This is a genomic window from Leisingera sp. ANG59, from assembly GCF_013317235.1.
Classification (GTDB): Bacteria; Pseudomonadota; Alphaproteobacteria; order Rhodobacterales; family Rhodobacteraceae; genus Leisingera.
Genome location: NZ_WLCM01000009.1, coordinates 50,033 through 74,466 on the forward strand (window position 1 = coordinate 50,033; position 24,434 = coordinate 74,466).

The following is a 24,434-nucleotide window of genomic DNA, read 5'->3' on the forward strand; positions in this document are numbered from 1 at the left end:
CTTTATCCCACGGTGGCTATAAGAGCGGCTGACTGACTTGGATAGTTTGCATCTTGCCCAGAAGAAATGAGGCTGCCTGATGGCGAAAAACCTATTGATCGTCGGTGACGGCGAATTTGCCGATATCGCATATGAATATTTCACGGTTGACAGCCCTTATGAGGTCGCCGGTTTCGCTGTTGAAAAAACCTACCTGAAAGCCAACGAAAAGTTCGGCCTGCCGGTTGTAGCACTGGAAGAGGCAGAGCAGCATTTCGACCCGGCCGAAACCGAAGCCCATGTTGCGATCACTTCGACCCAACTGAACCGGGTGCGCGAACGCTTGATCGGCGTGACAAAGAATAAGGGCTACGCGCTTGCAAACTTCGTCAGCCCCAAGGCGATGGTCTGGCGGACGGCCGCGCTGGGTGAAAATGTCTTTATATTCGAAAACAATGTGGTTCAGCACGGCGTCCGGATCGGTGATGGCTGCGTTTTGTGGGCCGGAAACCATGTCGGCCACCAGACGGTGATCAATGATTTTTGCTTCCTGTCATCGCATGTGGTTGTCTCCGGCTATTGCAACATCGGCGCACGCAGCTTTGTCGGCGTGAATGCCTGTTTCGCAGACAATGTGACAGTCGGCGCCGACAGCTTTGTCGGCATGGCAGCTGTTGTGAACAAATCCTTCGAGCAACCTGGACAGATCTTGAACGGGCACCCTGCCGAAGCCTCGCGCGTCAGCGCCTACCGTTATTTCAAGGTAAAGCCACAAGAATGACCTGGAAAAAGGAAGGCCCGATCTTTTGCCCGAACGGCGAACAGGACTGGGCACAGAACTCGTTCATGACCCCATGCCCCTGGCAGCGGGACACCGGGACCATCAGAGTATTCGGCGGCATGCGTGACGGCAGCGGGATCAGCCGGATCGGCTGGATTGACGTCGACGCCCGTGATCCAAAGAAGGTTTTGGAAGTCTCAGCCGCACCAGTGCTGGACCTCGGTGCACCAGGGATGTTTGACGACAACGGAGTCATCCTTGGCGACGTGCTGGAAGTTTCCAAGGATGAGCTGCGCTTGTATTATGTGGGCTTCCAGCTGGTTGAAAAGGCCAAGTTCCTTGCCTTTACCGGTGTCGCGGTCAGCCGCGACCGCGGCGACAGTTTTGAACGCCTACAGCCGACACCGGTGATTGACCGCTGCCCGGAAGGCACATTCATCGGCGCATTACATTCGATTGCCAGGCTCCCGGACGGTTCTTACCGCGCGTGGATCTCACGCGGCCGCGGCTGGCAGGAAATTGATGGGCGCAAGTTCCCGCAGTACGATTGCTGGACTCTGACAAGCCCCGACGGGTTGCGGTTCGATAACGCGGAAGCCTTGCCGATCATTGCGCCCAACGCCTCGGAATACAGGATCGGGCGGCCCCGCGCCAACCAGTTGCCTGATGGCAGCTGGGAGCTGCGGGCCACCTCGGACACCCTGTCTAAGCAATACGAGAGCTTCCGCTTCACGTCCCCGGACGGTGTGAATTTCACGCGGACAACCGACTGCGAATTGCCCCGCGGCCAAGCAGGCGAATGGGACAGCGAAATGACTTGCTACCCGGCGCATATCGAAACTGCGGACGGAAACCGGTTCCTCTTATACAATGGCAATGACATGGGCAGGACAGGACTTGGACTGGCACGATGGCAGGCCCCATGAGCGTGACGTTGACAGTCCGGCACTATGCTCCGGAAGACGCAGCAGCATGGAATGCATTTGTTGCCACGTCCAAGAACGGAACTTTCCTGCATGACCGCCGGTTCATGGAGTATCATTCTGACCGTTTTCAGGACCGTTCGCTGATTGTGGAGGCTGGCGGCAAAATTGCAGCGTTGCTGCCCGCGAATCTGAAGGGAACAGAACTGCAGTCGCACGGGGGCCTGACTTATGGCGGCCTGATCACGGGACAATCCATGTCCGCAAGCGCGATGTGCGAAACCGTTTCTGCGCTTGGGGAGTTCCTGCGCGGCGATGGGATAGCCCGGCTGCGCTATAAGCCGGTTCCGCACATCTTTCACCGCTATCCGGCCGAAGAAGACCTGTATGCGCTGTTTCAAGCGGGTGCCCGGCTGGTGCGCAGCGATTTGGCTTCAGCCATTGCGGTCGGTCACGCTCCGTCTTTCTCCAAGTCGAAGCGTCAAGGCATAACCCGCGCCGGAAAGTTCGGGCTGCAGGTATCCCAGAGCGACGACATTGCAGGGTTCTGGGACATTCTGACAGCACGCCTGCACGATGCGCATCAGGCCCGGCCTACGCACAGTCTGGAGGAACTCAAGCTTCTGAAAGACCGGTTTCCTGAAAACATCCAGCTTTGGACCGCGGGCGATTCCGAGGGTCTTCAGGGCGGGATAGTTACCTTTTCTTGCGGGCCGGTTCTGCACGCGCAGTACATGGCGGCAACAGATGACGGGAGGCAGAATGGCGCGCTGGACCTGATCATCGGGCATCTTGCGCAGTCCGGTTATGGCGGACACCGCTGGTTCAGCTTCGGAATTTCCACCACCGGCGACGGCAGGGAGCTGAACAGCGGCCTGTCCCGGCAGAAAGAAATGTTCGGTGCCCGCAGCGTGGTCTTTGAACAATATGAATGGGACGTGGAATGAGCCGTCCGCAACAGAAATTTTAGGAGCAGCCAATGACCATTCCATTTCTGGACGTGGGTGCGGCGTACCGCGAGCTGAAGCCGGAGATCGACAAAGCCGTCGCCAGAGTCATGGACAGCGGCTGGTATATCCAGGGGCCGGAAGTTGAAGCCTTTGAAGACGACTTCGCCAAGTTCTGCAATGTTACCCATGCCATTGGTGTCGGCAATGGACTGGACGCGCTTGTTCTTTCGCTGCGCGCCTTGGGCATTGGAGCCGGCGACGAAGTCATTGTCCCCAGCAATACCTACATCGCCACCTGGCTTGCGGTCTCACAGGTTGGTGCAACAATTGTGCCGGTCGAACCGGAAATTGCACTCCACACGATCTCGGCCGAAAGTTGCATGAAGGTCATGACCAGCAAAACGCGGGCGATTATTCCAGTCCACCTGTATGGGCAGCCCGCAGATCTGAACCCGCTGCTGCAGCTGGCCCGTGAAAACGGTATCTTCATTATCGAAGACGCTGCCCAAGCACATGGCGCAGGATACCGCAGCGAGGTGATCGGAGGTTTCGGCGATCTGACCTGCTGGAGTTTCTACCCGGGCAAGAACCTTGGCGCTCTTGGGGATGGCGGCGCGGTTACCACCAGGAACCCCGATCTGGCGAAACGGGTGCGCCTCCTGTCCAACTACGGGTCGGAAAAGAAGTACATGCACGAAGTTGCAGGCACGAACAGCCGTCTGGACCCGGTTCAGGCAGCGGTGCTGCGTGTCAAGCTTCGTCACCTGGCAGGTTGGAACGAGCGCCGCCGCACTATTGCCCGCCGGTATCTGGAAGGGCTGCAAGGGCTGGATCTTGTGCTGCCGGAGGTGCCGCAATGGGCGGACCCGGTCTGGCACCTGTTCGTGGTGCGCAGCAAGGAGCGCGATGCTTTGGCCACCCGTTTGACCGCTAAGGGTGTACAGAGCCTGATTCACTACCCGCTGCCGCCGCACCTGCAGGGCGCCTATGCGGCCCTAAGCTATTCCGAAGGCGATTTTCCTGTTGCCGAACAACTGGCAAAGGAGGTTCTGAGCCTGCCTATGGGCCCGCATCTGACTGAGCAGCAAGCCAGCCAAGTCATTGACGCCCTGCGGCGTGCAACCTGAAATCCAAAAAGAAATCGCATACAGCACTCATGACACATGCCGACACAAAAGGGCCGGTTTGCTCGATCGTCTGCACGACGTACAATCACAGCCGGTATTGCAGGACATCGCTAGAGTCCATTTTTTCTCAGGACTACCCGTACATTGAAATAGTTATCATTGATGACGGATCAACTGATGGCAACGTGGCAGAGCTCAAGGCTGCGCTGGAAAACTCGCCATTCCCGTACAAACTGATCGAGCAGGAAAACACCGGGAACATTCCGCTGAATGTCAACCGCGCCATCCAAGCGGCGACCGGCAGCTATCTTTCACTATTTTCGCTGGATGACATTCTGCTTCCCGGCTGCATATCGGGCAAAATGAAAATCATTCAGGAGGCTCCCGGCACAGTGCTTGTTGCCAATACCTGCAACAAGGAAATTGATGGAGCGGGCCGCACAGTCACCGAGCATTTCGCGTCACCGCTGTTCAGCAAAAGCTTCGCGTCTGCCAGTGAGCTGTTGGAAATCGAATACGAGCAGCTGGGCACGATCTATATGCAAGGCGCAGTTGTTCAGACCAAAATGGTCCGCGCCGTGGGCGGTATGGACCCCGATATTTCTGGGGACGATCTCATTCTGCGGACCAAAATGCTAAAGTACATGGTTGCCCATCCAGAGCTAAAGTTCAGCCTGGTTCACGAACCCGGTATGGCATACCGCAAGCACAGCTCGAATATTCATCTGAATACCTGGAATCAGATCAAGACCGTGACGGACTGGCATGCCCGTTATTTCCCGGACCGGCCTCTACCTGATCTTGCGCGCAAATGGATCTACCATTTTGTCGGGCAATCACTGAAAACCGGCAATTATCAAGTGATCCAGACCGCGCAGAATTACAGCCCGCTGCTTGATGGCATCATTTCTGACCACCGCAAAACATGGAAATACAAGCGGCGTCGGGCCAAGGCAGCCGTCAGAAGGCTGATCGGGCTGTAACGCAGTTTCAGGCTGCGCCTACAGCCTGCAGGAACTCTCCGCGGTCGCGAATGTAATCGCTTTCCTTGTAGGTGTCCGAGGCCATCACCATGCAAACGGACCCGGACGAAAAATTGTCCAGATAGCGCCACATCATCGGGCACACATAAACGCCGTAGTAGGAGCGGTTCAGATGGAAGCGCTTTGCCTCAAAACCATCGTCGAGCACCAAGTCAAAACTGCCCGACATGCAAATTACAAACTGGTGCAGTTCCTTGTGGGCATGCTCTCCCCGATCGGAGCCCCCCGGAACGTCATACAGATAGTAGACCCGCTTGATATCAAACGGGACATGATTGTTTCCTTCGACAAAAGTCAGGTTGCCCCGCACATCTGTAATTTTTGGCAGGTCAATAATTTGGCAGTCTTTCAGTGGCACGGGATCATCACTCAGCTTTTTGGTCCTAAAGCAGCCTCTCTGAGAAACCGGACAGGGGATGCTTTACGTTTCACTTGACCGCTGGAACCCGCGGGGCACGGGCCTCCAAGAGGCCTGAACCTCTTATCGCAACCATGCAACAGTGTGAAGGCCCGCGGCATGCACGCTTCCGTACAGGGCGGCAACGCGGAGGGCATTCACTGACTTACCCGAACACCACAAAAAAGCCGCCCTTTCGGGCGGCTAACAATCTGCAGGACAGGTTCAGGTTATTCGGCCGCCCAGCCACCGACGGCCTTCACTTCCAGGAAGTCCTCGATGCCCCATTTGCCGCCTTCGCGGCCTTTGCCGGACTGCTTCATGCCGCCAAAGGGCGAGCCGGCCGAGCGGGATTTGCCGTTCATCTCCACCATGCCGGAGCGCAGGGCGCGGGCCATGCGGTTTGCGCGGGCCCCGTCCTGGGTCTGCACATAGTTGGTGAGGCCATAAGGCGTGTCGTTGGCAATCTCGACCGCTTCTTCCTCGCTCTCGAACGGGATGATCGACAGCACCGGGCCAAAGATTTCCTCGCGTGCGATGGTCATCTGATTGTTCACATCGGCAAAGACGGTGGGCTTCACATAATAACCCTTGTTCAGACCATCCGGACGGCCGGTGCCGCCGGCCACCAGCCGGGCGCCTTCGTCGATGCCCTTCTGGATCAGATCCTGGATCTTGTTCCACTGCATCTCATTGACCACCGGGCCGATGTGGCGGCCTGGCTGATCAGCCGGGCCGACCTCGACCTTGGCGGCCACTTCCGCGGCCTCGGCAACAACCCGGTCATAGATGCTGTTCTGCACCAGCATCCGGCTGGGAGCGTTGCAGCTCTGGCCGGTGTTCTGCATCATGTGCAGCACGCCGCGCTTCACAGCCTTCTCGTCGGCATCTTCAAAGATCACATTGGCGCCTTTTCCGCCCAGTTCCAGATCCACTTTCTTCAGCGTCGGCGCAGCAGCCTGGGTGATCGCGATGCCCGCTCGGGTGGAGCCGGTGAAGGAGATCATGTCCACGTCCGGATGGGTAGTCAGCTGCGAGCCGACCCCCGGGCCGTCGCCGTTCACCAGGTTGAAGACGCCCGCCGGGAAGCCGGCCTCATCCATCAGCTCGGCAAAGATCATCGCGTTGAGCGGGCTCTGCTCGGACGGTTTCAGCACCATGGTGCAGCCGGCCACCGCCGCAGCGCCGACCTTGAGCGTCACCTGGTTCATCGGCCAGTTCCACGGAGTGATCAGGGCGCAGACGCCCACCGCCTCGTGAATGATGCGGTCGTTGGGGCTGCGGTCGTTCAGCGGCGCGTCAAAAGGAAACTCCTTGGCCGCGGCGATGAAGTTACGAAGGTGCCAGCTGCCGGCGCCCACCTGCGAAGTGCGCGACATGTCGATCGGCGCGCCCATTTCCAGCGACATCGCTTGGGCCAGGTCTTCGGCGCGGGCCTCGTAGACATCGATCAGTTTCTCGACCAACGCGATGCGCTCCGCCACCGGGGTGGCCATCCAGCCCGGTAACGCCGCCTTGGCCGCGGCCACGGCGGCGTTGGTGTCGGCTTCAGAGCCCAGCGAGATCACTGCGCAGGGTTCTTCTGTCGAGGGGTTAATCACCTCGAAATCGTTAGCGGCAGAAGGGGCGACCCACTGGCCGTTGATGTAAAATTCGCGTTTCTCGATCATCTGGGAACTCCCAATTCAGAGGTGTTTCTGGTCCCGGCTTGCCGGTTTGGCGGCCACTCTGTCACTGCGCTTTGGAGTGGGCAAGGGGATTTGCGCATAATTTGATCAAATTATCGCACACCCTGTCAATCCTCAGCTTCGGCAGCCGCCAGCGCCGCGAACAGGTGATATTTTGCGGTTTCCTTGTACGGCGGCTTTATCGTTGCGTTAGAGTACTTAGGTATCAGCCAAGACGACTCAATACTTAACTGACAAGGAGACGCCACCATGGGTTTGCGCATTAACGACACGGTCCCCGATTTTACCGCGGAAACGGATCAGGGCACCATTACTTTCCATGACTGGATCGGCGACAGCTGGGCGATTCTGTTCTCCCACCCCAAGGATTTCACCCCGGTCTGCACCACAGAATTCTCGGTTGTTGCGCAGCTGGGCGACGAATGGACCAAGCGCAACACCAAGGTGATCGGCGTTTCGGTCGATGGTGTCGAGGACCACAAGAAGTGGAAGAAGGACATCGAGGAATACGGCAAGGCCGCACCGGGCTTCCCGATCATTGCAGACGATGGTCTGGCAGTGTCCAAAGCGTTCGACATGCTGCCGGCTGAGGCCTACCTGCCCGATGGCCGCACGCCTGCCGACAGCGCCACGGTGCGTTCTGTCTTCATCATCGGCCCGGACAAGCAGCTGAAGCTCTCGATGACCTATCCGATGACCGTGGGCCGCAACTTTGCCGAGATCCTGCGGGCGCTGGACGGGCTGCAGATGACTGCCAAGGGTGTTGCCACCCCGGCGAACTGGGTGCCCGGCGAGGATGTGATCATCCCGCCCACCGTTTCGAATGAAGAGGCCAAGGCGAAATTCGGCGAGTTCGAGACCATCTTCCCCTACCTGCGCAAGGTGAAGGCGCCGGAATAACGCCGCAAATCAATAGGGCTGTGCAGGCAAACCTGCGCAGCCGCCGCACTCCGGATCGGGGACCGGGAGTCAGATTGCCGGGAACCCCGGTGCCTTTTCCCGCCGAAGGATCTCGGCCTCCCTGGCAATGACAGCACCGAAATCACCGCTCAGGGTCCTGGCGAACCGGATCGTTGTTTCCGAGCCTTTCTCGTCCAGCCAGCATGGCGACTTCTTCAGGAAAGCCGCGCCATACAGCCGCCGCATCAGGTCCGGCTGCACGTAGCTCGCGCCTTGAATCGCTACTGCTGTCAGCAGAAAAGCCGTCAGGTCCTCGGCGGATGCATCATCCGCCAGCAGCCGCTCCCGCAGCGCATCAAGACGCGGGCGGTCCAGAAAAACCGCTCCCCGCACGGCGGCCTTGATGTCCTCGTGCGAAAGTTCTGCCAGCCGTTGATCCAGATCGCTTGGGTCGCTCGTCATCCCATGGGAGTAGCCGCTGGAGGTGATCCATTGGCTGAGGCCGATCTCGCCGCGGCGCACCGTCACCTTCTTGTCGCTGGTCAGCGGAAACCGTTCCCAGAACTTGATAAACTTCGGGTCTGCCATCAGCCGGCCCGACATCATCAGCGCAAAGGAACAATAATGGAAGTTCCGGTGCGAGGTGGTGTAGCTCCACCGGATGCTCCGGAAGTCCTCGGGATCGACCCGGGCGTGGCCATAGTTTGACACCGCCCCGGTAAAATCCAGCCCGGTCCTTTCTGCTTCGGCGAGCCAGTCCTGCGCCCCCGGCAGCGGGAACCAGGAGGAATCGTTGAGCAGCACCAAGCAGTCGATCTGCGCAGCCTTGTCCCTGGCCAGCAGGATGCCGTCGCGGTAGCCGCCAAAGTCATAACCGTAGTTGGCCCGTTCCAGGCACAGCCAGCAGAGATCCAGAACCCGGGCCCGGTCTGCTTCCGGCAGCGGCAGGTTGGACACTACCAAGGGCGCATAACCGCGGGAGATGAGGTACTGCAGGGCTTCAATGTGCGAAGCCAGAACACCCTGGCTGGGAAAGATCAGATAGACGGCAATCCGCGGGCTGGGCAACGCCCTGCCCTCGGTGCAGCGGGAGTTTTTCGCCAGGAACCAGTCGTAGTACTTATTTCCGAAGACATAGGTGCCGATCCGGCTGGGCAAGAGCTTCAGCTGCGCCAGCGGGCGCTTCAGCTCTCTGGTGATCTTCCAAAGCGGGGGCAGTTTCATCTTCTCTGGCCTCTTTATCTCTTCAAAAATCTGGCGCTACCGGGCCAGGTCTTAAACCCAGGGCGGCTGCCTGTCGGCGCTCTGTTTTCCGCGGCTGCTGAGGATGGCACGGAAGTAATACCAGGCCTTGGCCCGTTTGCGTGCCGAAAGGAGGTTGAGCGGCGAGATCAGCTGCAACACAGCCTCTGCCAGCGCCCGGGAAAATCCAAAAGGCTGGCCATGCTTGCGCGCGGCATAGACCCGCGACTGACCCATGTACCAGGCTTTCAACGCCGCAGTCTTGGCGGAACGCTCGGTAGAATGACCCAGGAGGTGGCGGACCTGCGCGTCATAGACATACCGCAGCGGGCCACACTCTGCTTTCAGGCGCAGGCTGAGGTCGTCGTCCTCGTGGAACAGGAAAATCTTGGGATCAAACCCGCCCACCTGTTCGAAGGCGGATCTGCGCACCAGCAGCGCGCCCCCGGACAGAACGGGCACCTCGCCATCCTGTTGTGCAGCGTCGCGGCCCAGCCAGAGCGATTTCGGAATCAGCTTGCTGCGGCGCTTGAAGAACAGCGACTCGTCGCCTTTGACGATCCGGGTGTTAAAGGCTGATGCCTCCGGATGGGCATCTGCGGCGGCCAGCAGCTGCTCCAGCGTGTCCGGAAAAAGCTCGGCATCCGGGTTCACAAAGAACAGGAACTCGGTATCGGCTTGCTGCGCGCCCTGATTGCACGCGCGGCCGAAACCCGCATTTTCAGAGTTGGCAATGAAGCAGGCCCCATGTTCCGCGGCCAGGGTCCGGGTTGCATCAGCATCGCGTGACGAGTTGTCGACCAGGATGACGGAAACCCCGGACGGGATGGAGCGCAGCAGGTTTTCAACAATCACCGAGGAATTATAGGTGACCGTGACGATGGAAATACGGGAATTCAAAGGCTGATCCATAAGCGTCCCGGCAGAAATTGAATAGCCCGGGGCACGGCTTATGCGCGCCCCGGGCTGTTTATGTCAGGTCAGAAGAGGGGATTAGTCCTGCTCTGCCTTTTCTTTCTTCTCCGGCTGGATTTCCTCGCCGGTTTCCTGATCAACGATCTTCATCGACAGGCGGACCTTGCCGCGGTCGTCGAAGCCGAGCAGCTTAACCTTCACTTCCTGGCCTTCCTTCAGAACGTCCGACGGATGGTTCAGGCGGCGGTTTTCGATCTGGGAGACGTGCACCAGGCCGTCACGCTTGCCGAAGAAGTTCACGAAGGCGCCGAAGTCGACGATCTTAACAACCTTTCCGGTGTAGATCTGGCCTTCTTCCGGCTCTGCCACGATCGAATAGATCATGTCGTAGGCCTTCTGGATGGCGTCGCCGTTGGGGCTGGCGATCTTGATCACGCCGTCGTCGTTGATGTCGACCTTGGCGCCGGACACCTCGACGATCTCGCGGATCACCTTGCCGCCGGAGCCGATCACTTCGCGGATCTTGTCGGTCGGGATCTGCATGGTCTCGATGCGCGGGGCGTGGACCGAGAACTCGTTGGTCTCGGACAGGGCCTTGCCCATCTCGTTCAGGATGTGCAGACGGCCGTCCTTGGCCTGGGCCAGGGCTTTCTCCATGATTTCCGGGGTGATGCCGGCAACCTTGATGTCCATCTGCAGCGAGGTGATGCCGTTTTCGGTACCCGCCACCTTGAAGTCCATGTCGCCCAGGTGGTCTTCGTCACCCAGGATGTCGGTCAGGACCGCGTAGGAGCCGTCGTCCTCGAGGATCAGGCCCATCGCCACACCGGCAACCGGTGCTTTCAGCGGCACGCCCGCGTCCATCATCGACAGCGAGCCGCCGCAGACGGATGCCATCGAAGAAGAGCCGTTCGATTCCGTGATCTCGGAAACAAGACGGATGGTGTAGGGGAAGTCGGTCGGAGCAGGCAGTACCGCCTGCAGCGCCCGCCAGGCCAGCTTGCCGTGGCCGATTTCGCGGCGGCCCGGGGAGCCGACACGGCCCACTTCGCCAACCGAGTACGGCGGGAAGTTGTAGTGCAGCAGGAAGTTGGACTTGAAGTTGCCATGCAGCGCATCGATGAACTGCTCGTCGTCGCCGGTGCCCAGCGTGGTCACGACCAGGCCCTGGGTCTCGCCGCGGGTGAACAGAGCGGAACCGTGGGTGCGCGGCAGCAGGCCGGTTTCAGCCACAATCGGGCGCACGGTGGTGGTGTCGCGGCCGTCGATACGCTTGCCGCCTTTCACCACGTCGCCGCGCAGGATGCCGGCTTCCAGCTTCTTCATGGCAGAGCCGAGGTTGGCGTCTTCCAGCTGTTCCTCGCTCAGCGCTTCCTTGATCGCTTCACGGGCAGCGGCAACAGCAGCGGTGCGCTCCTGCTTGTCGGTGATCGCAAAGGCGGCGCGCATCTGCTCTTCACCGGCAGCCTTCACGGCCGCGTACAGCTCGGAGTAATCCGGCGCCTGGAAGTCGAACGGTTCTTTTGCGGCTTCTTCGGCCAGCGAAATGATCAGGTCGATCACCGGCTGGATCTGCTCATGCGCGAAGTTTACCGCGCCCAGCATCTCGGCTTCGGACAGCTCGTAGGCTTCCGATTCCACCATCATCACGGCGTTCTTGGTGCCGGCCACAACCAGGTCCAGGCGCTGCTCAGGGTTGAGACGCAGGTCCTGCATGTCGTCGACGGTCGGATTCAGCACGTATTCGCCATCGACATAACCGACGCGGGCGCCGGCAATCGGGCCCATGAAGGGCGCGCCGGAGATGGTCAGGGCCGCGGAAGCCGCGATCATTGCGACGATGTCCGGATCGTTGACCAGGTCGTGGCTCAGCACGGTGCACATCACCAGCACTTCGTTCTTGAAGCCGGGGACGAACAGCGGGCGGATCGGACGGTCGATCAGACGCGCGGTGAGGGTTTCTTTTTCGGTCGGGCGCGCTTCGCGCTTGAAGAAGCCGCCGGGCACCTTGCCCGCAGCATAGTATTTTTCCTGATAGTGCACGGTCAGCGGGAAGAAGTCCTGGCCGGGCTTCTGCTGACGGGCAAAGGTCACGTTGGCCATGACCGATGTTTCGCCCAGGGTGGCAATTACGGAGCCATCAGCCTGGCGGGCAACCTTGCCGGTTTCCAGCGTGAGCGTCTCTTCGCCCCACTGCATCGATTTTTTCGAAACGTTAAACATCTAGCGTATCCTAATTGGGAGCACTCCCGGCCCTCCGGGTCTCCCGTTTGCGTGGCGGCCCCATTGCCGCCGGCCCCATCTATCTTTCTTTCGCGTGCCGGGGCCTTGGCACATCGTCTCAGACAGGCCCGCCCATACAGGAGTTTCAGGCAAAATGAAAGGGAAAGCGGCAGTGTGCAGCCGCCGTGGGCGGCAGCACGCTGTACAAGGCTTGCAGGCAAGGAGCTGAACAGCCCCTGCTCCGGATCAGTTGGTGGTTTCCAGGCCCTCGGGGCGGCCCGCAATTACGAAATGCAGCCCGTCCGGGTCCAGAAACTCCGCCGCAAAACGCTTCACATCTTCCAGCGTGACGGCATTGATGCGGTCATTGCGGGTTTCCACATAGCTGATGGGCAGATTGTCCATCTGCATTCCCGCCAGGATCGAAGCAATTCGGCTGTTGCCGTCAAACCGCAGCGGGTAGGCACCGGTCAGATAGGTCTGGGCGTCCTTCAGCTCTTTCGCCGTTACGCCCTCTTGGGCCATGCGGCGCCACTCATTGCGGATCACCTCCACGGCCTCTGCCATCTTGCCGTTGGCAGAGGCCACTGACCCCATGTAGACGGCCGCCAGATCCCGCGGCACCAGGTAGGAATAAACCCCGTAGGTCAGCCCGCGCTTTTCCCGCACCTCGGTCATCAGCCGGGTTTCAAAGGAGCCGCCTCCCAGGATCTGATTCATCACATAGGCAGTGAAGAAATCCGGGTGCTCGCGGGGGATGCCCCTTTGGCCAAACAGCGCAACTGATTGCGGGGTTTCAAAATCGACAACGGTCACGCCGCCCTCGATCGTCACTTCAGCCGGGCCGGGAATCGGCGCGCCTTTTTCCGGCAGCGCACCCAGAAGGCCATCCAGCAATCCGCCGAGCTCCTCCGCCGTGATGTCGCCCACTGCACTTACGTAGAGCCTGTCCCGGGCAAAAACCGCCTCATAGGCGTCGAATATGTCCTGGCGGCTGAGCGCGGCAACAGACTCCAATGTGCCTTTGCCATCGCTGCCATAGGGGTGATCACCGTAGGCCATTTTGGCAAACGCAAGGCCTGCAATATTATTCGGGTTCTTGGCATCCGACCGCAGACCGGCCAGCACCTGGGCCCGGACCCGGTCCAGCGCATCTTGGTCAAACCGCGGCTGCAGCAGGGTCTGGCGCAGCAGCGCAATGGCATCATCGCGGTTTTCAGTCAGGAAACGGGCGGAGATGGACACCGAATCCTTGTCTGCGTCATAACTGAAGTCAGCGGCCAGAGATTCCAGCGCCCGCGCATAATCTTGCGCGCGCAGGTCGCCGGAACCCTCCTCCAGCAATCCTGTCATCAAATACACTGCACCGCGCTTACCCGGTGCATCCAGAGAGGTGCCGCCGCGGAACCGCAGCTCAAGCGCGGAGAACGGGATTGAATGATCCTCCACCAGCCACGCGGTGATGCCGCCGGGCGAGACCACTTCCTGGATCTTGATTTCGGCCCAAGCAGGCAGCGCCATGAAGCAAGCCAACAAAGCCGCAGCCATGTATTTCAGCATGCTCATTGGGTCACCTCCTGGCTGCGGGTCATCCAGCCTGTCACCGATGTTTCAGGGCGCAGAACTTCCTTCGCAGCGGCAATGATCTCGTCCGCAGTGACTGATTGCAGAATCTTCGGCCAATCCTGCACATCCTTCACTGTCAGCCCGATGCTGAGCGCCTGGCCATAGCGGTTGGCGATGCCATTCACGTTGTCGCGGTCATAGATTTCGGCAGCGCGCAATTGCAGCTTGATCCGCTCCAGCTGGGTCTCGTCCACGCCTTCTTCCAGAAAACGGGCAAGGGTAGCGTCCAGCGCCACCTCGGCCTGTTCCATGCTGATGCCTTCGGCAGGCACGATCAGCAGAGTAAACGACGTATCGTCCAAGGTGCTGCCCGAATAAAAGGCGCCGGTATAAACTGCGACCTGCTGGTCGAACTGCAATGCATTCGCCAGAAAAGAGGTATTGCCACCGCCCAGAAGCTCAGCCAGCAGATAAAGCGCCGCAGCTTTCTGCTGGTCACCGCTATCCCGCTCCGGCGCCAGATAGGAGCGCTGCACATAGGGCTGCGCCACGCGCGGGTCCTCGAAAGTCAGGCGGCGCGCGGCGGTTTGCGGCGGTTCCTGGCTGCGGAAGCGTTCCGGCAGGTCCGGGTTGGCCGGGATCACGCCGTAGTACTGTTCCGCCAGTGCCTTCACCTCATCCGGCTCCACGTCGCCGGACACTACCAGAATGGCGTTATTGGGCGCGTAATAAGTGCGGTAGAAGGACAGCGCGTCCTCCATGTCGAGGCTTTCCATTTCATGCCGCCAGCCGATCACCGGTTGGCCGTAACGATGATTAAGGTATTGCACTGCTTGCAGCTGCTCGCGGAACAGCGCCACCGGGTCGTTGTCGGTGCGCTGGTTCCGCTCCTCCAGAATGACCTGGCGCTCGGTGGCAATATCCTCCTCGCTGAGCTGGAGGTTGGTCATCCGGTCGCTTTCCATCTGCATCATCAGTTCCAGACGGTCGGCGGCGACACGCTGGAAATAGGCCGTGTAATCGTAGCTCGTGAAAGCATTGTCCTGGCCGCCATTGGCCCGGACCGTAGCAGACAGCTCGCCCGGCGCCAGCTTGTCCGTGCCCTTGAACAGAAGATGCTCCAGGAAATGGGCAACGCCGGACTGGCCCGGCGGCTCATCCGCGGAACCGGCCCGGTACCAGACCATCTGCTGCACTACAGGCGCGCGGTGATCCTCGATCACCACCACATCCATGCCATTGCCCAGGGTAAACGCTGTCACCGCCTCGTCCGTCGCCAGTGCCGGGACGGACAAGGCAACGCTCAGCGCTGCGGCGGCCACTGTGATCCTCGGGATCATCTGGCATCCTCCAATTTCTGCACCTTTGCCCTTGCCCGGCGTGATGCGGTTACTGCTCTATTGCTCATTTTGGTCAATGCAGCCACAATTCGCCGCCCATTGCCAGCAGAAAGACTGCTGTCAACCTACGCTGCCGCTGGCGTCATGCAAGATTGGCTGGCGGAAAAGTGAGCGTTCAGGACTCTTCTTCAGGCGGAGAGGACGGTGTTGCCGCCCCCGCCTTGCGAAACTGTTCACTGACGGCAAAGGGGTCGATGCTGTGCTTGCGGTACAGCTGCTCGTAGCGGTCCACCGGCACGATCTTGATCCGGCCCAGGTGGCGGTTGCGGTGGCGGAATTTTGCATCTTCCGAGGCCAGCGTCTCCCGCACCCCCTGCTCAACCCCATACCGGCTGGAGGCGGTTACCAGCGCCGCATCGCCTGACGGCACGCCGGCAGCGGGCACCAGGGCGCCAGGTTTGCCGCCCAGAGCGGCGACAGCGTCAGCGCTCGGATTGGGATCAGTCAGGTTGCCGCCGCCGGGGGTCGGTGCGGGAAGGGCAGCATAGCTTTCCGGCGCGCTCAGAGGTTTAGACGGCAGGATCAGGAACTCATCCGGGCCGGACCCTGGCTTCTGCAGGACGCGCAGCCCTTTTTGCGCACAGCCGGACACTGCCAGCGCGCCAGCCAGAACGATCACTCCGAACGGGATCCGCATTGCCCCAAACTCCTGCCTGTTTCCCAGCGCTTTTAACGCAATTGCCTGGCGAGGTCTACGCAGGCTTTTTGCTGCGCCCGTCGAAGAAGATCAGCCCGGCTGCGCCGCCGAAAATAAAGATGTCCGCGACATTGAACACAAACGGGTTCTGAATTCCGCAGCAGGATGTGTTGAGGAAATCGAGAACATAGCCGTAAAGCAGCCGGTCAGCAACATTGCCCAAAGCACCGCCGATCACCAGCCCGGCGGACAGCTGCATGCCTTTGGATTTCCCCTCGCCGCGCAAGATCCACACCGCCAGCGCAACACAGATCACCACCGAGAGCCCAATGAGGATCCAGCGCGCAGCCTCGTCGCCCCCCCCGAACAGGCCAAAATTGATGCCAGTGTTCTCGCCGTAGCGGAAATTGAGGAACGGCGGCAGCACGTCGATCCGGTGGCGCTGGTCCAGCCCCATCCAGTGGACCACCAGGTACTTGCTGGCCTGGTCCGCCAGGAAGGAAAGGGCTGCGCCCCAGATCATCCAACGTGCTGCCATGACTTAATCGCCCTGCTTAATGGCGGAAGTGGCGCATGCCGGTGAAGACCATGGCGAGGCCCTTCTCGTTGGCCGCCTTGATCACCTCGTCATCGCGCATCGAGCCGCCCGGCTGGATCACGCAGGCGCCGCCCGCAGCCGCTGCCTCCAGCAGGCCGTCGGCGAAGGGGAAGAACGCGTCGGACGCCACTGCGCAACCCTTGGCAAGGCTTTCCTCCAACCCCAGTTCCGCCGCCATTCGGCCAGCCTTGGCTGCCGCCACATTGGCGCTGTCCAGACGGCTCATCTGCCCTGCGCCGACACCGACGGTTGCATTGTCTTTCACGTAGACAATGGCGTTGGACTTGACGTGCTTGGCGACTTTCCAGGCAAACAGCAGGTCCTGCATCTGGGCGTCAGTCGGCGCCTTCTCGGTGACCACCTTCAGGTCCTCAATGCCGACATAGCCCACGTCCTTGTCCTGAACCAGCATGCCGCCCGCCACCTGCTTGTAGGCCACAATGGGCTTACGAGGGTCCGGCAGCCCGTCAGTCAGCAGCAGACGCAGGTTTTTCTTGGCTGCAAAGATCTCTTTCGCCTCATCCGACGCGCCCGGTGCGATCACCACCTCGGTGAAGATCTCGGTGATCTTTGCGGCGGTTTCCGCATCCAGCGGCTGGTTCAGCGCCACAATGCCGCCGAAGGCCGAGGTGCGGTCGCAGTCGAACGCCTTCTGATAGGCCTCTGCCAGAGTTGCGCCCTTGGCGACGCCGCAGGGGTTGGCGTGTTTGATGATCGCAACCGCGGGACTGTCAGCCGGATCAAACTCCGCCACCAGCTCATAGGCTGCGTCGGTGTCGTTGATGTTGTTGTAGCTCAGTTCCTTGCCTTGCAGCTGAACTGCGGTGGCAACGCCCGGGCGGTTCGAGCCGTCGGTGTAGAAGGCCGCAGTCTGGTGGCTGTTCTCGCCATAGCGCAGAGTCTGCTTAAGCTCACCGGCAAAAGCACGGCGCTTGGGTGCTTGCAGGTCCAGCTCGCCCGCCAGCCAGTTGGACACAGCCGCGTCATAGGCCGCGGTGCGGGCATAGGCCTTCTGCGCCAGATTGCGGCGGAAACGCGGGCAGGTTGCGCCGTCGTGCTGATCCATGTCGCCCAGCAGCTTTTCGTAATCTTCGACATCCACGACCACGTTGACGAAGGCATGGTTCTTGGCCGCCGCACGGATCATCGCCGGGCCGCCGATGTCGATGTTCTCGATGCAGGTGTCGTAGTCCGCACCTTTGGCCACGGTAGCTTCGAACGGGTAGAGGTTCACAACCAGCAGGTCGATGGCGCCAATGCCATGCTCGGTCATCGCGGCAACGTGGGTGTCGTTGTCGCGTAGCGCCAACAGGCCGCCGTGCACCATCGGATGCAGGGTCTTGACGCGGCCGTCCATCATTTCCGGGAAACCGGTGACTTCTGAGACATCCTTCACGGTGAGCCCTGCGTCACGCAGCGCCTTGGCGGAACCGCCGGTCGAGAGCAGCTCGACACCGCGCGCGGCCAGCGCCTGGCCCAGCTCGATCAGGCCGGTCTTGTCGGATACGGAAAGCAGCGCACGGCGTACGGGGTGAAGGTCGGTCATGGCAGGGCAGGTCCTTTGCAAAGGCTCAGTCAAACGTCTCGGGTTCGTCCCGGTTCAGGTCTCGCACGGCAATGGCAGTCTCCTGCGCTTTGCTGAGCGTCCACCGGACGCGGGTGGCATATCCCATCGCCCGCCCGGATAAAACGATCTGCTTTGCCGCACGCGGCTTCAAGCGGGTCTTTTCCAGGAAAACGCTTGGCTCCAGCCGCAGATGGCAGGCGCCGTCATGACGGAACACCCAGATTTCCCCGCTCTTGAGCGCCATGGATACTGCTGCGCCGCCCAAGTCAAGGGTTGCATCCACCTCCGGGTGCAAATGCAAGCGGATATCGAAGCTGACGCCGCCATCCGGGTTGCTGCGGCTTACCTTGTCAAAGCGGGCCTTGGCCGGATCTTCCAGCGCCAGAAGCATGTCCTCTCCCGCCAGGGCACGGCCGTCAGAAGACAGATCAAGGGTGCGGGCATGGGTCAGGCCGAAATGCGCGGCATAACCGTTGTGGCCACCCTGAAACCGGAAGCCGTCAGACAGTTCAGCGAGATCCAGCGGAACATCATCCGGCGCCTCAATCAGCTCCTCATGGCCGGTGGTCTTATGAGGCGCTGAAAGCCGGGCGCTGGAGTGGCCTTCGATGCACAAGGTGCTGTGCGACGGCGTCGCCCGGCCGGCGCGGCGCCACTCCACACCAAAGGATTCGCCCGATCCGCAATTCACAATCAGCGGCCGCCGCCCGGAGGTCAGTTCAAAAGCCAATGTCGAGGCATGACCGTTGTACGAGGCCTTGCCCTTGGGCGGGGCCGAAGCATCCACGATCACCGAAGTGCGCCGTGCCGACAGCCGGGCAAACCCCATCGCCAGCCCGTCCGCGTGGCGCTCTGCCACATGGCTGGCGGCCAGCGCATGGTCCAGCCGCCCCTCCAGCCCGCGGCCGCCGCCGTGAAACCGCGCCAGCCCGCCGTCGCTGTGGCGCAGCGTGCGCAAGGTCGGCGCAATCCGTTCGATGGCCGCGGTATGGGCAGGCGGCACCATCCGGCCTGCCTCGTGCAAGGCCGAGGCAGCCCAAGTCAGGAGAGTAAACACCTCCAGCAATTCTTCCGGGTTGCGGGTCGGCAGACCGCCCTGCCCGTCGATCTGAGAGTCGCATTCCGCCGCCAGCGCCCTGACCGCCGGGTCCGCCAGTTCCTCCCGCCCCTGCAGGGCCAGACCGGCATAGATCAGCCCGCACAGCGCCTCAAACCGCGGCAGGCCGGGGGCTGCCCCCTGCCAGCGCTGCGCCAGATACCATGTCTGCCGGGCGAGCGAGCCATAAAACGCCTCGGCCTCGTCCTTGTCCTTACCGCTCAGCAAGAACAGCGCATGGTTGATCCAACGGATCACCCGGCGCCCGGTCAGGTCCGGCAGCCAGGCCAGGCCGCCGCCGCGGCCATGCTGTTCAATCCAGCCCCAGACCCATTTCTGCGCCTTCAGCCTTGCCTTGAAATCCCCAACAGCCGCCAGATCGTCGAGCCAGGCAAACCCGTGCCGCTCCGCATCGAAGGCGGCATCAGGCGCGGCAACCTCCCACAGCCCGGTGTCAGGCGATTCGACCAGATAGCCGGCAAACAGCAGATTGCCCGCAACCAGCTGCCGCCCGCGGGCAAAACTGCCGATGGTGCGCGGTTCGGGCTGCGAGACAAAGCCGGTTGCGGCCGGCTGGCTGCGCGCCCGCCAGGCGTAATACCGGTTCAGCAGCCGTGTTCCACGGCCTGCCATTCTGTCGTAAGTGGACATGCTCTGTTGCCTCACGCCGGATTGTGCCAGGGCGTTTTGGCAGGAGCATAACGCGGGGTTCGGGCCAAGTCACCGGCGAATGCCGGGGACGTCCCGGGGTCACGCGGATTTGCGCAGAAGAGCCAAATAAAAGCCGTCCATGCCGCCGCGATCCGGCCAGTAATCCGGACGCAGGCGCAGGCCGCCTTCCTCTGTGATCCAGTCTGCCTCCACACCCGGCACCCTCAGCGCCGCGCGGTCGGCTTCCATGTCCGGGAACATGTCCAGCGCCTCCTCGACCTGGCACTCGCCCTCATCCGGCAGCAAGGAGCAGGTGCAGAACATCAGACGTCCGCCAGGCTTCACCAGCGACCAGGCATGGGCCAGCATCTGCGCCTGCAGTTCAATCAGCCCTCCGAATTCACTGCCGTCCTTGGCTTGCGGCAGGTCCGGGTGGCGGCGGATGGTGCCGGTTGCGGAGCAAGGCGCGTCCAGCAGCACAGCGTCATACTGGCCAGCTTGCTCCAGCGCGTCACCCACGATCAGTTCCGCCTGCAGCCCGGTGCGCTCCAGGTTTTCCCTGAGCCTGGCAACCCGGCCTGCCGAGACATCAACGGCCGTCACCTTGGCACCCGCGGCTGCCATCTGCATTGTCTTTCCGCCCGGTGCCGCGCATAATTCCAGTACCTGCTCGCCGGGCTGAACATTCAGAACGCGGGCAGGCAAAGCTGCCGCTGCGTCCTGGACCCACCAGTCGCCGACGGCATAACCCGGAAGAGCGGAAACCTGGCCTGCATCGGTGATTCTGACCGAGCCGGTTGGCAGCACCTCTCCGCCAAGCGCGGCCAGATTCGCTCCGGGCTTGCCGGTCATATCCAGCGGCGCACCGGCAAAATGCGCAGACTCCATGCCCAGCATCGCTTCGGCACCCCAGGCCTGCACCAAGGGTTTCCGGATCCAGTTCGGCAGGCGCGGAATGCGCAGTTTGGCCCATTCCGCCGGGCCTTCGTCAGCTACTTTGCGCAGAACAGCATTGACCAGCCCTTTAAGCTGCCCATGGCGGCGGTGTTTGGAGACAATCGCCACCATCGCGTTGACCACCCCATGCGCCGCGCCGCCCGAGCACAATTCCACCGTGCCCAGCCGCAGGACGTTCATAACGGTGAGCGGTGGTGACTTCTTCAGATGCTTTTTCAGAACCCTGTCAGCGCGTTCCAGGCTGCGCAGCGTTTCCGCGGCCAGCCGCTGCGCCCGGGCACGGTCTTCCGGCGCCAGCTTCTCCAGCGCGCCTGCGGCATAGCATTCTGCCAGCAGCCGCCCTTCTCCCAGCACCTGATCCAGCAGGTATACCGCAGTGCGGCGGGCGTGGTTGGCATCGGACATCTGGCAACTCCTCAGGGCGCGGCTTGTTTGCGCGGGACAGGGGCGTATATCATGGGCGGAGCATAAAGGAACCCGCGATGAGCGACGATACCGCGACTGAACTGAAAGACCTGCCCCCCGCCGCCCTGCGCGCCCTGGCCGAGGCAGAAGAGCGCCGCAAGGCAGCCGAGGCGCAGGATCCGCGCCCCAAGGAGCTGGGCGGCCGCGACGGCCCCGACCCCGCCCGCTATGGCGACTGGGAGAAAAAGGGCATCGCCGTCGATTTTTGAGCGATGATCAGGGGGCGTCGCCCACTCGCAGGCGCGGCCTGCTCACCCCCAGAGTATTTTTTAGCAAAGAGGAAACCGTGCTTCTCTTTTGCTGCAATACTCCCGCCGAAGGCAGCGGCCCATGAGGGCCGCTTTCTGCATTTCAAAGCCCCAGAACATCCACCATGTCGTACTGGCCTGGGCCTTTGTCCTGGCCCCACAGCGCGGCTTTCAGCGCGCCGCGGGCAAAGATCGCGCGGTCGGTGGCCAGGTGGCGCAGCACGATCCGCTCCCCCGCTGCGGCAAACAGCACGTCATGCTCCCCCACAATGTCGCCGCCGCGGATGGCGGTGAAGCCGATATCGCCGCGCTTGCGGGCGCCGGTGATGCCATCACGGCCGGAATCACGCACATCCGCCAGCTTGACACCGCGGCCTTCGGCAGCGGCTTCCCCCAGCATCAGCGCGGTACCCGATGGCGCATCGACCTTATGGTGGTGATGCGCCTCGATCACCTCGATGTCAAAATCCTCATCCAGCGCGGCGGCAACTTTCTTGGTCAGCTGCACCAGCAGGTTCACACCCAGGCTCATGTTGCCCGCGCGGATGATCACCGCGTGACGTGATGCCGGTTCCAGCTGGGCAATCTGCTCGTCCGTCATGCCGGTCGTGCCGATCACATGCACCGCGCGGGCCTGGGCTGCCAGCTTGGAAAAGGCCAGCGTTGCCTCTGGCGCGGTGAAGTCGATCACCGCCTGCGCCTTGGAAAAAGCCTCCAGCGCGTCGGCAGTCACGGTGACGCCAACCGGCTGGCCGCCCATCATCTCGCCCACGTCGCGCCCGACCCAGTCGTGGCCCTCGCGCTCCACGGCTCCGGCCAGCGTGGCCTTATCGCTCTCCAGCACCGTCTTGATCAGCATCTGCCCCATGCGGCCCGATGCGCCGGTAATCACGATCCCTGGTTTGTGAGTCATTGGCCCATTTCCTTGTTCAAGCTGGTTTTGTCCTACATCGCCGGGCAGCGCTTGGCAAAGCCTGCGATCCGGCATAGATCGGAACTATGGCAAAGAACAAATTCCACGATGGCCCCGGCCCCTCGCAGCGGCAGCTTCGCGTCGGCGAACTGATCCGCCGCTCGCTCTCCGAAGTGCTGGCGCGCGGCGATGTGCATGACCCGGACCTGAACCGCATGTCGATCACCGTCGGCGAGGTGCGCACCTCGCCGGACCTGAAAATCGCCACCGCCTTTGTGCTGCCTCTGGGCGGCAAGGGACAGGAGGACGTGCTGAAACTGCTGGCCCGCAACAAGAGCGAGCTGCGCCGGACGGTCGGCAAGAAGCTGGGCCTGAAGTTCACGCCGGATCTGCGGTTCCGGCTGGACGAGACCTTCGACCAGATGGATGAAACCCGGCGGATGCTGAGCCAGGACGCGGTGCGCCGCGACGTGGAAGAGTGATCCGCAAGGCCGCCTTTCTGCTGATGGCGCTGTGGACCGCACCCGCGGCCGGCGCGGTCGAATGCAGCGATGTGGCCTATGAGGGCAACCGGTACTCGATCTGCGAGGTGGACGCCGCCAAGGAACAGCTGCAGCTGTTCCTGCGCGACGGCAACGGCCAGGTCTACGGCCACTTCTCAACCCTGGAGGAGGCGCTGGCTGAGGGCGGCAAGGCCCTGGCCTTTGCCACCAACGCTGGCATGTATCACACGGACCGCTCCCCAGTCGGGCTTTATGTCGATGAAGGCGGTGAGGCGATGCGGCTGGTGACCAATGCCGGTCCAGGCAACTTCGGCCTTCTGCCGAACGGTGTGCTGTGCATCCGTAGCGGCAGGGCCGACGTGTTTGAAACCCTTGCGTTCGAGAAGGCCGCACCCGGCTGTACCTATGCCACCCAATCCGGACCAATGCTGGTGATCGATGGCGAGCTGCATCCGCGGTTCCTGGCCGATTCCGACAGCTATTACATCCGCAACGGTGTTGGCACCTCGGCGGACGGCAGGCGCGCGGTCTTTGCAATCTCGCGCAATGCGGTGACGTTTCACCAGTTCGGCAGCCTGTTCCGGGACCACCTGAAGCTCCCCAATGCACTGTATTTCGACGGCAATATCTCGCGCCTGCACGCGCCGCAGCTGGGTCGCAGCGATGCGGGCTTCATGATGGGGCCGATCGTGGGCGTGGTCGAAGACGCCCAGCCAGCTGACTGAGCCCTCTCAGCCCGGGCGCTTGCGCATTTGCCGGATCATCGGCACCGAGTAGATCGCCAAGGCGGCCCAGATCATCGGAAAGGCGATCATCCGGGCGCGGCCGAACTCTTCGCCGAACAGCAGCACCGCGGCCAGCATGATCATCGTCGGGGCGATGTACTGCAGGATTCCCATGGTCGACAGCCGCACCAGCTTGGCGCCATTGGCATAGACGATCAGCGGCACTGCCGTGACGGCGCCGCAGCCCAACAGCAACGCTGTGTCGGAGAATGAAGCGCCGATGTTGCTGTTTCCAGTGAAGGTAAGATAGCCGAAGTACCCAAGCGCCGGAGGCAGAAGGATCAGCACTTCCAGCAGGAAACCCTGGTTGGGGCCGATCGGCAGGGACTTCTTGAAGAAGGCATAAAATCCCCAGGACAAGGTCAGGCCAACAGCGACCCAGGGCACCCTGCCCGCCTCCAGCGTCAGAACCAGCACCGCCGCCGCGGCCAGCGCCACGGCGGCCATTTGCGCCTTGCCAAGGGGCTCACGCAGCAGCAGCGCACCCAGCGCGATACTGAACAGCGGGTTGATGTAGTAGCCAAGCGCGGCATCCAGCGCCCGTCCGGCTGCGATAGACCAGACGTAGATACCCCAGTTGACAGAAATCAGCGCCGCAGTGATGCAGGCCATGCCCAGCATCCGCGGATTATTCAGCGCTGCCCGCAGATCTTTGGTGCGGCGCAGGAAAATCAGCAGTGCGCCCGCCACCGGCACCGACCAGATCACCCGGTGAGTGACGATCTCAGCCGCTGGAACATGCGACAGCGCCTTCATGTACAGCGGCAGGAATCCCCACAGCAGATAGGCGGTGACGGCAAAGACCAGACCGCGGGGCGTATCCAGGTTTTCAGCGGGTTGCGGTGTCATGCGGCGCTCCTGTTCAGAGCGCACTTATGGC

At 61.6% G+C, this 24,434-nt stretch carries 23 protein-coding genes; 9 read left to right on the forward strand and 14 right to left on the reverse strand.

The annotated features are described in order from the left end of the window. The first annotated feature begins 94 nt into the window (after window positions 1–94). From GKC28_RS10445 to GKC28_RS10465, 5 genes are read left to right on the forward strand one after another with little or no spacing between them, the layout of a single operon-like run. Window positions 95–760: an acetyltransferase gene (locus tag GKC28_RS10445; RefSeq protein ID WP_254604202.1), complete on the forward strand. Its 666-nt coding sequence runs from the start codon at window positions 95–97 to the stop codon at window positions 758–760. Next, window positions 757–1,686, forward strand: coding sequence for a hypothetical protein (locus GKC28_RS10450; RefSeq protein ID WP_174146841.1), 930 nt, complete (start codon window positions 757–759; stop codon window positions 1,684–1,686). Before GKC28_RS10445 ends, GKC28_RS10450 begins: the two co-directional genes overlap by 4 nt. Continuing rightward, on the forward strand, window positions 1,683–2,630 hold the full coding sequence (locus GKC28_RS10455) for a GNAT family N-acetyltransferase (protein ID WP_174146842.1): 948 nt from the start codon (window positions 1,683–1,685) through the stop codon (window positions 2,628–2,630). The genes GKC28_RS10450 and GKC28_RS10455 overlap by 4 nt, the downstream gene beginning before the upstream one ends. A 32-nt stretch (window positions 2,631–2,662) precedes the next feature. Beyond that, window positions 2,663–3,760, forward strand: coding sequence for a DegT/DnrJ/EryC1/StrS aminotransferase family protein (locus GKC28_RS10460; protein WP_174146843.1), 1,098 nt, complete (start codon window positions 2,663–2,665; stop codon window positions 3,758–3,760). Window positions 3,761–3,789: 29 nt separating this feature from the next. Then, complete coding sequence (locus GKC28_RS10465; protein ID WP_174146844.1) at window positions 3,790–4,743, forward strand: glycosyltransferase family A protein; 954 nt, start codon at window positions 3,790–3,792, stop codon at window positions 4,741–4,743. 7 nt (window positions 4,744–4,750) lie between these two features. Here the strand turns inward: GKC28_RS10465 and GKC28_RS10470 are convergent, their stop codons facing one another. Together GKC28_RS10470 and GKC28_RS10475 are read right to left on the reverse strand one after the other, a co-directional pair. Continuing rightward, complete coding sequence (locus GKC28_RS10470) at window positions 4,751–5,161, reverse strand: FdtA/QdtA family cupin domain-containing protein (RefSeq protein ID WP_174146845.1); 411 nt, start codon at window positions 5,159–5,161, stop codon at window positions 4,751–4,753. Window positions 5,162–5,430: 269 nt separating this feature from the next. Next, entirely contained in the window at window positions 5,431–6,870 is a 1,440-nt protein-coding gene (locus GKC28_RS10475) for an aldehyde dehydrogenase family protein (protein WP_174146846.1), read from the reverse strand. 267 nt (window positions 6,871–7,137) lie between these two features. On the opposite strand from GKC28_RS10475, the gene GKC28_RS10480 reads away from it, so the two are divergent. Then, complete coding sequence (locus GKC28_RS10480) at window positions 7,138–7,788, forward strand: peroxiredoxin (RefSeq protein ID WP_174146847.1); 651 nt, start codon at window positions 7,138–7,140, stop codon at window positions 7,786–7,788. Between the two features lie 69 nt (window positions 7,789–7,857). On the opposite strand, the gene GKC28_RS10485 is transcribed toward GKC28_RS10480, so the two are convergent. From GKC28_RS10485 to GKC28_RS10530, 10 genes are all read right to left on the reverse strand, one after another. Further along, window positions 7,858–9,012, reverse strand: coding sequence for a rhamnan synthesis F family protein (locus GKC28_RS10485; protein WP_174146848.1), 1,155 nt, complete (start codon window positions 9,010–9,012; stop codon window positions 7,858–7,860). Between the two features lie 51 nt (window positions 9,013–9,063). Next, a complete protein-coding gene (locus tag GKC28_RS10490; protein WP_174146849.1) occupies window positions 9,064–9,942 on the reverse strand; it encodes a glycosyltransferase family 2 protein in 879 nt (292 codons plus the stop codon). 81 nt (window positions 9,943–10,023) lie between these two features. Beyond that, window positions 10,024–12,168 carry a polyribonucleotide nucleotidyltransferase gene (gene pnp, locus GKC28_RS10495; RefSeq protein ID WP_174146850.1) on the reverse strand — a complete coding sequence of 715 codons (2,145 nt, stop codon included), beginning with the start codon at window positions 12,166–12,168 and terminating at the stop codon, window positions 10,024–10,026. Between the two features lie 246 nt (window positions 12,169–12,414). Next, window positions 12,415–13,734: a pitrilysin family protein gene (locus GKC28_RS10500; protein WP_174146851.1), complete on the reverse strand. Its 1,320-nt coding sequence runs from the start codon at window positions 13,732–13,734 to the stop codon at window positions 12,415–12,417. Next, the gene (locus GKC28_RS10505; protein ID WP_174146852.1) at window positions 13,731–15,074 is read right to left on the reverse strand and encodes a pitrilysin family protein; all 1,344 of its coding nucleotides are present in this window, start codon (window positions 15,072–15,074) and stop codon (window positions 13,731–13,733) included. The genes GKC28_RS10500 and GKC28_RS10505 overlap by 4 nt, the downstream gene beginning before the upstream one ends. Window positions 15,075–15,249: 175 nt before the next feature. Then, complete coding sequence (locus GKC28_RS10510; RefSeq protein WP_174146853.1) at window positions 15,250–15,771, reverse strand: DUF3035 domain-containing protein; 522 nt, start codon at window positions 15,769–15,771, stop codon at window positions 15,250–15,252. A 55-nt stretch (window positions 15,772–15,826) separates the two neighbouring features. After that, window positions 15,827–16,309, reverse strand: coding sequence for a signal peptidase II (gene lspA, locus GKC28_RS10515; RefSeq protein ID WP_174146854.1), 483 nt, complete (start codon window positions 16,307–16,309; stop codon window positions 15,827–15,829). 16 nt (window positions 16,310–16,325) lie between these two features. Further along, entirely contained in the window at window positions 16,326–17,915 is a 1,590-nt protein-coding gene (gene purH, locus GKC28_RS10520) for a bifunctional phosphoribosylaminoimidazolecarboxamide formyltransferase/IMP cyclohydrolase (protein ID WP_174146855.1), read from the reverse strand. A gap of 25 nt (window positions 17,916–17,940) precedes the next feature. Next, entirely contained in the window at window positions 17,941–19,683 is a 1,743-nt protein-coding gene (locus GKC28_RS10525; protein ID WP_174146856.1) for a heparinase II/III family protein, read from the reverse strand. A 99-nt stretch (window positions 19,684–19,782) separates the two neighbouring features. Continuing rightward, complete coding sequence (locus GKC28_RS10530) at window positions 19,783–21,045, reverse strand: RsmB/NOP family class I SAM-dependent RNA methyltransferase (RefSeq protein WP_174146857.1); 1,263 nt, start codon at window positions 21,043–21,045, stop codon at window positions 19,783–19,785. Window positions 21,046–21,122: 77 nt separating this feature from the next. On the opposite strand from GKC28_RS10530, the gene GKC28_RS10535 reads away from it, so the two are divergent. Then, window positions 21,123–21,314 (forward strand): DUF1674 domain-containing protein, encoded by a 192-nt coding sequence (locus GKC28_RS10535; protein ID WP_174146858.1) that lies wholly within the window; start codon window positions 21,123–21,125, stop codon window positions 21,312–21,314. 142 nt (window positions 21,315–21,456) lie between these two features. On the opposite strand, the gene dapB is transcribed toward GKC28_RS10535, so the two are convergent. Continuing rightward, complete coding sequence (gene dapB, locus GKC28_RS10540; protein ID WP_174146859.1) at window positions 21,457–22,266, reverse strand: 4-hydroxy-tetrahydrodipicolinate reductase; 810 nt, start codon at window positions 22,264–22,266, stop codon at window positions 21,457–21,459. A gap of 86 nt (window positions 22,267–22,352) precedes the next feature. Here dapB and rbfA point away from each other — a divergent pair, with 86 nt between their 5' ends. After that, window positions 22,353–22,748, forward strand: coding sequence for a 30S ribosome-binding factor RbfA (gene rbfA / locus GKC28_RS10545; protein ID WP_174146860.1), 396 nt, complete (start codon window positions 22,353–22,355; stop codon window positions 22,746–22,748). A 23-nt stretch (window positions 22,749–22,771) separates the two neighbouring features. Further along, window positions 22,772–23,494, forward strand: a complete 723-nt coding sequence (locus tag GKC28_RS10550) for a phosphodiester glycosidase family protein (RefSeq protein ID WP_174146940.1) — start codon at window positions 22,772–22,774, stop codon at window positions 23,492–23,494. 6 nt (window positions 23,495–23,500) lie between these two features. Here GKC28_RS10550 and rarD read toward each other — a convergent pair whose 3' ends face one another. Beyond that, complete coding sequence (gene rarD / locus GKC28_RS10555) at window positions 23,501–24,403, reverse strand: EamA family transporter RarD (protein ID WP_174146861.1); 903 nt, start codon at window positions 24,401–24,403, stop codon at window positions 23,501–23,503. Between the last annotated feature and the right edge of the window lie 31 nt (window positions 24,404–24,434).

Bases quoted from the DNA above. Each gene is read 5' to 3' on its own strand.
- GKC28_RS10450 (WP_174146841.1), top strand. From the start codon at position 757: ATGACCTGGAAAAAGGAAGGCCCGATCTTTTGCCCGAACGGCGAACAG.
- GKC28_RS10455 (WP_174146842.1), top strand. From the start codon at position 1,683: ATGAGCGTGACGTTGACAGTCCGGCACTATGCTCCGGAAGACGCAGCA.
- GKC28_RS10460 (WP_174146843.1), top strand. From the start codon at position 2,663: ATGACCATTCCATTTCTGGACGTGGGTGCGGCGTACCGCGAGCTGAAG.
- GKC28_RS10465 (WP_174146844.1), top strand. From the start codon at position 3,790: ATGACACATGCCGACACAAAAGGGCCGGTTTGCTCGATCGTCTGCACG.
- GKC28_RS10475 (WP_174146846.1), bottom strand. From the start codon at position 6,870: ATGATCGAGAAACGCGAATTTTACATCAACGGCCAGTGGGTCGCCCCT.
- GKC28_RS10480 (WP_174146847.1), top strand. From the start codon at position 7,138: ATGGGTTTGCGCATTAACGACACGGTCCCCGATTTTACCGCGGAAACG.
- GKC28_RS10485 (WP_174146848.1), bottom strand. From the start codon at position 9,012: ATGAAACTGCCCCCGCTTTGGAAGATCACCAGAGAGCTGAAGCGCCCG.
- GKC28_RS10490 (WP_174146849.1), bottom strand. From the start codon at position 9,942: ATGGATCAGCCTTTGAATTCCCGTATTTCCATCGTCACGGTCACCTAT.
- pnp (WP_174146850.1), bottom strand. From the start codon at position 12,168: ATGTTTAACGTTTCGAAAAAATCGATGCAGTGGGGCGAAGAGACGCTC.
- GKC28_RS10500 (WP_174146851.1), bottom strand. From the start codon at position 13,734: ATGAGCATGCTGAAATACATGGCTGCGGCTTTGTTGGCTTGCTTCATG.
- GKC28_RS10505 (WP_174146852.1), bottom strand. From the start codon at position 15,074: ATGATCCCGAGGATCACAGTGGCCGCCGCAGCGCTGAGCGTTGCCTTG.
- GKC28_RS10510 (WP_174146853.1), bottom strand. From the start codon at position 15,771: ATGCGGATCCCGTTCGGAGTGATCGTTCTGGCTGGCGCGCTGGCAGTG.
- lspA (WP_174146854.1), bottom strand. From the start codon at position 16,309: ATGGCAGCACGTTGGATGATCTGGGGCGCAGCCCTTTCCTTCCTGGCG.
- purH (WP_174146855.1), bottom strand. From the start codon at position 17,915: ATGACCGACCTTCACCCCGTACGCCGTGCGCTGCTTTCCGTATCCGAC.
- GKC28_RS10525 (WP_174146856.1), bottom strand. From the start codon at position 19,683: ATGTCCACTTACGACAGAATGGCAGGCCGTGGAACACGGCTGCTGAAC.
- GKC28_RS10530 (WP_174146857.1), bottom strand. From the start codon at position 21,045: ATGTCCGATGCCAACCACGCCCGCCGCACTGCGGTATACCTGCTGGAT.
- GKC28_RS10535 (WP_174146858.1), top strand. From the start codon at position 21,123: ATGAGCGACGATACCGCGACTGAACTGAAAGACCTGCCCCCCGCCGCC.
- dapB (WP_174146859.1), bottom strand. From the start codon at position 22,266: ATGACTCACAAACCAGGGATCGTGATTACCGGCGCATCGGGCCGCATG.
- rbfA (WP_174146860.1), top strand. From the start codon at position 22,353: ATGGCAAAGAACAAATTCCACGATGGCCCCGGCCCCTCGCAGCGGCAG.
- GKC28_RS10550 (WP_174146940.1), top strand. From the start codon at position 22,772: ATGGCGCTGTGGACCGCACCCGCGGCCGGCGCGGTCGAATGCAGCGAT.
- rarD (WP_174146861.1), bottom strand. From the start codon at position 24,403: ATGACACCGCAACCCGCTGAAAACCTGGATACGCCCCGCGGTCTGGTC.